Source organism: Granulicatella sp. WM01, from assembly GCF_004570605.1.
In the GTDB taxonomy this organism is placed as follows: Bacteria; Bacillota; Bacilli; order Lactobacillales; family Aerococcaceae; genus WM01.
In genome coordinates this window covers 1-3,183 of the sequence record NZ_SPPB01000101.1, presented here as the reverse complement: position 1 = coordinate 3,183, position 3,183 = coordinate 1, and the positions used below count along the sequence as shown (strand labels likewise).

The 3,183-nt window shown below is 32.4% G+C and carries 2 protein-coding genes and 2 pseudogenes; 1 reads left to right on the top strand and 3 read right to left on the bottom strand.

Going from position 1 to position 3,183, the window contains the following annotated elements:
• A pseudogene (locus E4T68_RS09655) lies at positions 1–184 on the top strand (IS30 family transposase); the annotation flags it as partial.
• A 186-nt stretch (positions 185–370) separates the two neighbouring features.
• Here the strand turns inward: E4T68_RS09655 and E4T68_RS08605 are convergent.
• From E4T68_RS08605 to E4T68_RS09650, 3 genes and pseudogenes are all read right to left on the bottom strand, one after another.
• Entirely contained in the window at positions 371–1,039 is a 669-nt protein-coding gene (locus E4T68_RS08605) for a DNA alkylation repair protein (protein ID WP_135125999.1), read from the bottom strand.
• A gap of 138 nt (positions 1,040–1,177) precedes the next feature.
• Positions 1,178–2,677, bottom strand: a complete 1,500-nt coding sequence (locus E4T68_RS08600; protein WP_135125997.1) for a DEAD/DEAH box helicase — start codon at positions 2,675–2,677, stop codon at positions 1,178–1,180.
• 322 nt (positions 2,678–2,999) lie between these two features.
• Positions 3,000–3,183 (bottom strand): annotated as a pseudogene (locus E4T68_RS09650) (IS30 family transposase); the annotation flags it as partial.

Here is a 3,183-nt window from a genome sequence, read left to right as displayed (position 1 = left end):
ACGAGGGACTAATGAAAATCACAATGGTTTAATTCGAGAATTTTTACCGAAGGGAAAATCATTTAATTTAGTACCTATTCAAATGATAACAACTATACAAAATGCGTTAAATAATAGACCTAGACGTCTACTAGACTATGATACACCTCATACTATGTTTAATCGTTTGTGTGCAACGACATAAACTATAACAGAATAGGTGTAACCGTAAAGGCTCGCTACGCTAATACCTTGACCGTTACACCTATTCCATTACAAAACAACTATGTCGCACACAGACATAGACTGTGACTTTAGTATTTTTCATGTACTGTTGCACTTGGCTTTACAATTCGAGATAATTTTTATTATCCTAACAAATAGGTTAATTTTATTTAAGTTGTCGTTTTAGTAGTGCATCAATCCACTCTGGTGCATAGGCAGAAGTGCATCCTTTTGGCACTTTCATCTCCTTATATACACCTAGTTTACTTCCTAATGCGTAACACTTGTCTAGCCAGTTTGGATAATTTACAGCCATTTCCACTAAACAGCGATTCATAGGCCACTGCACCAGTTCTTGAACTTCTACTAACTCATTAGAAATAGTATGAAAAATGTGAACTAGTTCCTCATCTGGCACTTTTTTTGATACAAGATAGTGTCTTTCTAATCCCCAAAATAGACGTTGATGAACTAATATATCAGATTCTTTTAGTGTAGATTTAAAAAACATCATATCTTCCCGTTTAGCTAATACATTATCAAGAAATTTATCTAATACGTTAACAGACACTTGTTGAGAGATACATTCAAAAATATCCTCACAGGATAATGCATGAGGTTTTATAATAAATAATGCCAAATATTGTGCCTCTAATATCCCTGTTTTCCATAAAGGCATAAATAATTCATTATTCTGTTTATATTGTTTAGCAAGTTTTCTCAATTCTCCCATAGGCACACCAATGTAGGGAGCGACTTCATTTATTTTTTGATAACGTTTTTTAGTTCCCTCATGTTCTAATGTGTGTAGTATTTGCAAAATTTGTTCAATCATATACTCTCCTTGAATAAAAAAGTCACTATATGTTAAATATAATGAACAAACATTTCAAAAAATGGCTTTAAATCAAGAATTTTAATTGCTTAATTTAAAGCCATTTAATTGTATTTGCGAGTTTTACCTAAAACTTTTTTATTTATATTTTTTTATTGTAAAACCTTTTTCTTTTTTTGTAAATGTTTCAGATTTATCACGTCTTTTACGATCAAAATTTTTGTTATATCGTTTATTATCAGATGAACGTTCATAACGTTGACGTCGATTTGATGATTTATGATCATGTCTATTATGGTGACTACGACGTTGTTTACGTTGTGGTAAAGGTTTTTCAGGTGTAATTGTTACAGGAACTTCTTCTGGATCTCTTGCTAATGTTTTGATTAATAATGTCGCTAATTCTTTATCACTGTACTTACTTAATAATTCTTGAACAGCAGATTCAAATGGTTCTGCATCAAGTGTTTCTACTAATTGATTAACTTGCTCTAAAGCAACTTTTAACTGCCCTTCAAACGCTTCTTGTCTTGTAGGTGGACGTAATGGAGTCATACGTTTACGTGTTAAATTCTCAATTGTTCTTAAATAATCCATTTCATTTGGAGTTACTAAAGTAACAGACATTCCCTCTTTACCAGCACGTCCAGTTCTTCCAATACGATGAACATAACTTTCTGGATCTTGAGGAACATCATAATTGATAACATGTGTTACGCCTGAAATATCTAGCCCTCTAGCTGCCACATCAGTTGCCACTAAAATATCTAAGTTTCCTTTTTTGAAACTATTTAATACACTCATTCTCTTTTGTTGCGACAAATCCCCATGAATACCTTCAGCTTTATAACCACGTGCTTCTAAACCACTTGTTAACTCATCCACACGACGTTTTGTTCGTCCAAAAATAATTGTTAATTCTGGAGATTGCACATCAAATAAACGTGTCATCACATCAAATTTTTCAGGTTCTTTACATTTCACAAAATATTGATCAATTAAATTAGCCGTCATCTCTTTAGCTTTAATTCTCACATGTTCAGGATCTTTCATGAATGTCACACCAATTTTTTTAATAGCATCTGGCATAGTTGCTGAAAACAGTAATGTTTGTCTTGTCTGCGGTGTCAAAGTAATGATATTTTCAATATCCTCTAAAAATCCCATATTTAACATTTCATCAGCTTCATCAAGAACCAATGTTTCAATATGATCTAGTATAACTGTTTTACGTTTAATGTGGTCTAATAGACGTCCAGGTGTTCCTACTAAAATATGCGGTGTATCTTTTAACAATTTAATTTGACGTCCAATATCACTTCCACCGTACACAACATTTACACGCACATGTTTATCTTTACTTAAACGAAATAATTCTTCTTGTGTTTGAATAGCCAACTCACGTGTTGGCGCAATAACAAGACCTTGAATAACACGTTTTTTTGTATTAATTTTTTCTAACATTGGTAATCCAAACGAAGCAGTTTTTCCTGTTCCTGTTTGTGCTTGACCAATCACATCTTTTCCTTCTAATGCTAAAGGAATTGTTTGAGCTTGAATAGGAGTAGCCTCTTCAAACCCCATTTTTTTTATTGATTTTAATAAGGCTTCACTTAGCCCTAATTCTGAAAATTTCATATTTATTTTCCTCTCTTTTCTGTAAGAGTTTAGCACACTTCTCAAACATAAAAGAGCTCGGTCACTACCGAGCCCAAGTTTTAAAAACTCTCTATCCTCAAAAAAATTATATCATATATTTATGAAAAAGAAAAATGAAAAGCCTAATTTTTTTCATTATTTTATTAAACTCGAATTGTAAAGCCAAGTGCAACAGTACATGAAAAATACTAAAGTCACAGTCTATGTCTGTGTGCGACATAGTTGTTTTGTAATGGAATAGGTGTAACGGTCAAGGTATTAGCGTAGCGAGCCTTTACGGTTACACCTATTCTGTTATAGTTTATGTCGTTGCACACAAACGATTAAACATAGTATGAGGTGTATCATAGTCTAGTATACGTCTAGGTCTATTATTTAACGCATTTTGTATAGTTGTTATCATTTGAATAGGTACTAAATTAAATGATTTTCCCTTTGGTAAAAATTCTCGAATTAAACCATTGTGATTTTCATTAGTCCCTCGT

What these genes read in the sequence shown, in the direction of transcription:
- E4T68_RS08605 (WP_135125999.1), bottom strand. Translation starts at nt 1,039, where the DNA reads ATGATTGAACAAATTTTGCAAATACTACACACATTAGAACATGAGGGA.
- E4T68_RS08600 (WP_135125997.1), bottom strand. Translation starts at nt 2,677, where the DNA reads ATGAAATTTTCAGAATTAGGGCTAAGTGAAGCCTTATTAAAATCAATA.